Source organism: Pontivivens marinum (assembly GCF_900231835.1).
Lineage (GTDB): Bacteria > Pseudomonadota > Alphaproteobacteria > Rhodobacterales > Rhodobacteraceae > Pontivivens > Pontivivens marinum.
In genome coordinates, this window is record NZ_OCTN01000006.1 from 1 (window position 1) to 7,117 (window position 7,117).

1 protein-coding gene is annotated in these 7,117 nt (G+C 62.5%); it reads right to left on the reverse strand.

The window, feature by feature from the left end:
- Nucleotides 1-516: 516 nt before the first annotated feature.
- On the reverse strand, nucleotides 517-6,327 hold the full coding sequence (gene proA / locus CR254_RS13435; protein ID WP_097930845.1) for an anti-phage protein ProA: 5,811 nt from the start codon (nucleotides 6,325-6,327) through the stop codon (nucleotides 517-519).
- Nucleotides 6,328-7,117 lie beyond the last annotated feature (790 nt).

A 7,117-nucleotide genomic window follows, 5' to 3' on the forward strand; every position in this document is an offset into this window, starting at 1 on the left:
CGCCATTCAGCATTGGGCTGGAAAAGCCCAGTCGCTTTCGAGCGGAAGGTGGCCTAAACGAGCACCGGGGGCGGCACAAAAACGGGTCAGGTCCAGCCATTATAAGCAGCGAAAGTGAGGCGTTGCTTTTGTTGAGTTCCAGTCGACGATCCGTCGTTCGTTCGGCTGACTCAAGATACATCCGAAATTCTTCAAAATGAACACGAGGGAGCGGCGGTTGAGGCCTTGTTTCAGAATTTTGTTCCGTAACCATTGGCTATCTCCTGAGCCGTTGTCTCACCCCACACTAGAGGCGGCTTGAGGTGCCCCTAGATTTTAGACGGTTTTCTAGGTAATTTTGGAACCAAGGAGTGGATATGTCGCGAAGGTCAGGTTTCCGCGAGATGGTAATATCGATAATCCGGCTGAGGACGCAGCGCGAGGCGAAGGCGCGCGCCCAGATTCGGTTCGCGCTGCGTAATGCTACGCAAGTGCGAATCTAGGTGCAGGTCTGCGGCGTGGCTGAAACGGACGATGCTAAACGTCCAACCTAGACTGGGCCGCTGAGAGGACAACCTCCAGCTCGATCCGGCGCCTTTCTGCCAGACGAGACAGGCCGAGCCTGCGCGCAAGTGCGAGGACAGAGTCCTCGGCTTGTAGCAGTTCGGGCTCTGCTTGCAGCAGCCCGGCGATCTCGGCTACGGAGATTTCTGCGGGATCGCGGCCAGGTATGTCCCGCCAACGGATCATCGCTTCTGGTGTCGATGTCCACAGAAAGACCCCGCATGGTTCGACCATCCGCTCCAGTCCTGCGCTCGCCGCCTCGACGCGCGCGCGGATCCGGCCGCCGACGCGCTTCCAGCCATGGCGATCCGCGATCTGACGGGCGACAGCGTTGAGATGGACTGGCCCCTGCTTATTGACGATGCCCCGGATCATATCGCGCAAAGTCGTGTCGTAGGACGAGTCGTGGAAGGCCTCCGAATTTGGCTCGGGTCCGTCAGAGGGGGCTGGTTCGTCCCGTCGGTCCACTGTCAGCGGGGATTGCGAGGCCACTAGGTCGAACTTCGAGGTTGGTTCCTGCACGGCGTCTGGTGGAGTTTCGTCTCGTGCGTTTCCAGGCACTGGCGCTGTCGGCGGCGACAGCGGGGCAGGTTCGGACGGGACATCTTTCACGTCTTCGAGATCGACCTGCTCCATCTCGTCGTTGGCCTGCTCGCGGTCGAGCTTAAGTTGTGCCCTGAGGTCGGCGTCGATACGCTCAAGTACGTCACGGCGATGTAAGAACCACTCCGTCGACCAGATCCGCTCGATCCGCCAACCGAGCCCTTCGAGCACTGCTTGGCGCATCCGGTCGCGATCGCGCGCAGTGGGTGAGGAATGATAGGTGGCCCCATCGCACTCCACTCCAGCCAAGTACCTGCCCGCGCGGTCGGGATGCACGATGCCGAGGTCGATTCGGTAGCCCGACACGCCGATCTGCGTCCGGACCTCCCAACCGAGTGCCTCCAGCGCAGTTTTCACCTCAACCTCGAAGGGACTGTCCGCACCGCCAAGCGAGCCTGTGTCGGTCGCCGCCAGCGCATCAGGCCCACGCGCCGCGTAATCGAGAAAGTCGCGCAGGTCCCGCACGCCTTCGGCCTTGGTCCGCGTCACGTCGATGTCGTTCGCGTCGATGGAAGTGAAGACGTGCATCTCGCGCCGTGCGCGCGTCACTGCCACGTTCAGCCGTTTCTGGCCACCATTCTGGTTCATAGGTCCGAAGTTCATCGACAGCTTGCCGGCCGCGTCGCGTCCGAAAGTGGTCGAGAATACCATGACGTCGCGCTCGTCGCCCTGGATGTTTTCCAGGTTCTTCACAATGACCGGCTCCTCCCGCTCGTCAGAGAAGAACCATTCCAGTGAATCGTCCTGAGATCGGGCGCGGTCGAGATGATCGAGGATGCGCTGCTGCTGCTGGATATTGAATGTGACAACGCCGATCGTCTCGCGGTTCTCCTCGGGCTTTGCCAATTCCGCGCGCAGGCGATCCGTCACGAAATCTGCTACTTTATCTGCCTCCACCGGATTGGTGCGCGAGCCGCCGCGGTCGTAGACGCCCTCCACGCGGTGCAGCCGTACTGCCTCGCCCCAGGCCCGGGGTGCCGGGAAGGTGACGAGTCCACCGTCGTAGTAGCGCTGGTTCGAGAAGGCGATCAGCCCCTCGTCGCGGGACCTGTAATGGACGCGCAACACGTTCTGGGGCACGCCCGCCGCCACGGCCTCGTCCAGGATCGAGGCTTGGTCGCGTTCATAAAAGGCCAGTTCCTCATCATCTTCCTGCACGCGGTCGAAGCCACGGGAGGGCGGCATTTGTTTGGGATCACCAACGATGACCGATTGCCGCGCGCGGGCGATTGCACCGATCGCGTCCCAAGTCGTGATCTGCGAGGCCTCGTCGAAGAGCACGATGTCGAAACTCGCCTGTCCGGCAGGCAGATACTGCGCGACTGAGAGCGGCGACATCAGCACGCAGGGCGTGAGCTTCGTCGTGGTCGGGCCAAGCCGATCAAGCAGGCCGCGGATCGACTCCCGAGGGCGCTGCTGGCCCATCAGATCGCGAAGACGGCCTAGGGCGGAATTGCGCGCGACGTTTTCGGTTCCGGGCAGGCCGTGAGCAATGCGGCGACGGATGCTATCGGCGGCGAGATCGGCATGGCGCGCATCGAGTTCGCGGAAGACCTCGATGCGCTTCTGGTGCTTCCAGCCGATGAAGGTTCGAAGCGGATCCGCTGCGTCGATGGCGAGCGGTGTCCACCACACGGCATAGGCACAGTCGAAGGCGTCTTCGGCATCTTCGACGTCTCCCGCTTCCAACGCTTTACAGAGCGATGCGAGACCCCGCGATTCCGCTTGCGCCACGAGGCCGCGCCAATGCAGCCAGTCCTGAAGTCGGCGCGTATCGTGGCGTAGCTTGGGCAGCGCGTCGCGCAGGTCCACGAGATCAATGTCCACTGTGCGACCCGCGAGCCGCTCGAACCGGGCGCGGGCAGGGGCCATCGCGTCGAACGCCTCCACGAGCGCCTTCGCTTCCGCCCGTCCAGCTCCGGCAGCGGCCTCGACCGAAGCTGCGCGCGCCGCGACATTCGTTGCCGCCACCCGTCTGGCCACCGCATCGAGCGCGTCGGCATCCGTGTCACGCCCGCGCCAGTCGGGTAGCCCGGCCAGCCGGTGCTGGTGGAGGGTAGCGAGCCCGTCCTGCACCTCCTCGATATGCGTCAGGTCATGTGCCGGGTTCGCCTTTCCTTGCGCATAGGCCGAAAGCATACGGCGCACTGCGCCCTTGCGGAATACGGAGAGGGGCCAGATGCTCGCCTCTGCGCGGCGCCAGTCGGCGTCGATCTGCGCGACCGGAACGCGGGCCAGATCGCGGGCGGCATAGGGAACCGACAGACGGCCTTCGGCAGTATCGAGTTCGCGCAGCACCTCGCGCAGCGTCTCGGCCTGCACCTGTATCTCAGCAGGGTCGCGCCCGCTTAACGCCGCGCGATCCTCCTCCGCCTCTGAGAGGACCGCCCGCGCCAACGGCTCCAACATCGAGGGATCGGCACCTGCCATCTGCCCCACGGCTCTGGCCATTCTGGTCCGCGCGTCGATCGCCTTGCGCAGCAGATCCTCCAGCGCCGCGGCTGCCTCTGTAAGCTCGCGCGTCCAGGCGTTGGACCAGCCGCCTTCCGGCTCCTCGACCAGGCACAGGGCACCAGGGTCACGGACCCGCGGGGCGACTTCGCCTAACTCGCGAGTAAGGCGGCGGAGGCTCTCTCGGGTCTCCGCATCATGCGCGTCCATCCGATCCCAGGACAGTTGGATAGGGGCCTGGCGCGAGGCGAGCCCGATCGCTTCAAACACCGTCAGCCCGTTGCCGTGCCGATGGTGCAGCGCCTCGACATAATCGTTGAGGCGGTTGCGCTCCAATCCGAGCTCTTCGGAGACGCGTGCCCATTCCGCTTTGGCCTTTCCGTCCGAAGGGCGCTCCCACGCGCGGCCGAGCTGTCCGATGACATTCTTGCGCTCCGCCTTCGAGCTGTGGATTTCCAGCACCGCATCGCCCAGCCCGTAGGCTGTAAGCCGACGATGCACGACATCCAGCGCGGCGGCCTTCTCGGCGACGAAAAGGATCGTCTTTCCATGCGCGAGGCAATGCGCGATCAGGTTGGCGATGGTTTGGCTCTTGCCGGTGCCGGGCGGGCCGATCACGACCATATCGTGCCCTTCGACGGCCCCTGCGACAGCGGCCAGTTGCGAAGCGTCGGCCGGTAGCGGCGTGAACGTCTCGGCGGGCGGTAGCTTGGCCTCGACCTCCCGCGGGGTGGGCAGGCCCGAGGCGCCCTCGGGGACGAATGGATCGTCGGGTGTATCGATCAGGTGGGCGACGAGACGGTTTTCGCGTAACTGGTCGGTCCGCTCGACGAGGTCCTTCCACATCAGGTATTTCGCGAAGGAGAAGGTCGAGAGCGCCAAGTCCTCGACCACTTCGAAGCCAGGAACGTTGCGCACCACCTCTCGCATACGCCTGAAGATGCGTGGCACGTCCAGCCCAGCCTCGTCACGCGGCAGTTCGCCCTTGAGGTCGGGCGCTTCTATCCCCTGCTCCGCCAGTTTTTCGAGCAGGGTCAGGTTGAACCGGACCTCGTCGCCCTGATGGACCAGGGTGAAGGGCGACGAGGCGGAGGCCCGGCGCAGCGTAACCGGCACCAAAAGGAGTGGCGCGCGGTGATACTTGGTCGCAGTCTCGGACTGCTTCCAGCGCAAGAACCCGATTGCGAGGAAAAGCGTGTTGGTCCCACCCTCGGCAAGGTCGCTACGCGCCTTTCGATAAAGCGCGGTAAGGCGCTTGCGCATCAACTCGTTCGGCAGCGGGCTGCACAACTCGCCCCGGTCGAGCGCGTCGCGGATCACGCGCGCATCGATATCTTCTCCGGTTTCACGCCGGTACTGGTCAGGATCACGTCCTAAACGTGGGTTCTCGTCGGGTAAGCTAATCATCTTAAAGGCTTGCCCGTCGGTCAGCTCGTCCTCTAACCGTGGCACGTCGTGACAAGCGAGCATCAATGCGCCCTGCGTGTCGCGAAAATTCAGCAACCGATTGCGCAGCGACAGGTCGAGCAACTTTCGCTGCCACCGGTCGATGCGGCCCTGCGGAGTCGCAGGTGCGGTTTCCTCGATGGGATCGGGCGGCTCGAACCCCTCCGGCGGCAACAAATTATCGGATATGGCATGTGGATCGGCGGAAGCCGGAGCATCGTGTGTCTCGACTGCGCGACCGGTGCGGGCAAGCGGTCGGATCCCGGAAGAGCGGCAGCGGGCGATATCGACGGCCACACCAAAGAGATGTTCCCGCGCCTCGGCCAGTTGCGCCTGGCCTTCAGAAACGGCGGTGCGGAAAGTGCCGCGATTTCCGCCAGTAAGCAGAGTCGTCTCGAAGGGCAGGAACTCCCGCGCGACGATCGCCTTGCGCAGATCCGTAACATCCCAGGTTTCGGTCGTGCCGAACGTGCGCTTTACCAGCCATACGCCCGTGAAGGCATGTCCTTCGGTAAAGACGACGACCGGGTTGAGGCCCGATGCCTCAAGCGCGGCCGCGATCAGAAGCGCGGTATCGAGGCAGGTTGCCAGGCCTTCTTCTGCCAGCCGGGCGGGCGTGCGAACCTTCTGGCCGCGACGCTCAAAGGAGGCGGGCGGGACCGCATAGCGCAGGTCCATTCCCTCGACAGCCGACCAGATCGCAGCCGCGATGGCCCAGGCCCTGGCAGGATCTCCACTCTGGTAGCCGTCGAGGCCGGATGAAAGCCCCTGGCCCTTCATCGCGTCCGAAGCGGCACGCAAAATAGCGGCCACGCGCAGATCATTTGGTTGTACGAAAGCAGCGAGCAATTGACCCATCTCTCCGACGCCCCCCCACTCGTCCCGCGCCAACAGCTCGACCGGGGATTCGTAGATGAGGGGGGCGCGGCCATCCTCAAACTCGGCCGTGATCCGGAGCCTGCCATTCTCCGCTTCGTTTAAGGCATCGAAAAATGCACCATCCAACTTTGTCTCGAGGTCACGCGGGTTGATCGACGAGTTGGGAGCAATCGCTCTAAAGGACCATTCTCGCTCAACGGCGAAGGTAGGATGCAAGCCAAGGCGCAGCGTTCCAGCGGAAAGGCCTTCATCGCCTGAGTATAAAACGATATTTTGGAGCAGCGGGACGGCATTCTGTAAGGAGGCGTAGGTCAACCGCTTTGCATGGTCGACTGTCAGTCGAGGTTGAACAAGCTTGGGCGCATCTTCTTCGCTTTCGAGTGGGGCGGGTACATCAAGCGTCACGGGTAGATCCTTCTGTGCGCCGCTTTCACCGTTGCGACTTTTGGTGAAATTCTGCCTACTGAGGCTCGCAATGTGAAGCCCCTAAAAAATCGTACTGTATTAATGATTATTTGAATTTTTTGAGTATCCACAGCTACATTGGATGGTTTCCTTCAAGCAAGCTAAGAATTTGCGTAAGAAAAACGTGCATAGCGCCCCAAGGCTGAAAATAATGGAGTGCCGACAAAGGGTTGAAGCCACCACGCGAAATCATGGGAAAGGTTTTGGCGGATCCAGGAGATGTATAAAGGCCCAGAACATCGCAGTCGGCAAGACGGAGCGGAAGGTCGAGCAGCCCGGAAAGTTATCCCAGCAGATGAGGGAACATCGGCAATCGGCACCAACGGCAAGATGTTCGGCGTCCGCCGGACTGCCAGACGCGATGCGAAGGCCTTTCTCAACAACACCATTAAGCGGGCGGGCCTGCAATGTCCGGTGACAGTCATTACAAGATATCAGGCGTCAAAGGGGGCATCGACTACATCCGCAGGCTGTTCGACAGCGCGTAACCCACCGCGCGTCCCAGAGTGGATCCGTTGTAGCAGAATTAACGCAACGGTCCCCCAACAAGATACTTTGGAATAGTATAGGAAGCTCAATCGTGCCAAGCCGCGCCTTGACCTGCGGCTAGGGTTGTTCCGTGCGCGCGGCGTCTGGCGTAAATGCGGCCCAGCGGCGGGGGCCCAATCTGCATGAGGGGATTGGGCCGGCTAATCCCCTCAGCCTGCCGTGCGGGTTCAGGCGGTATTTT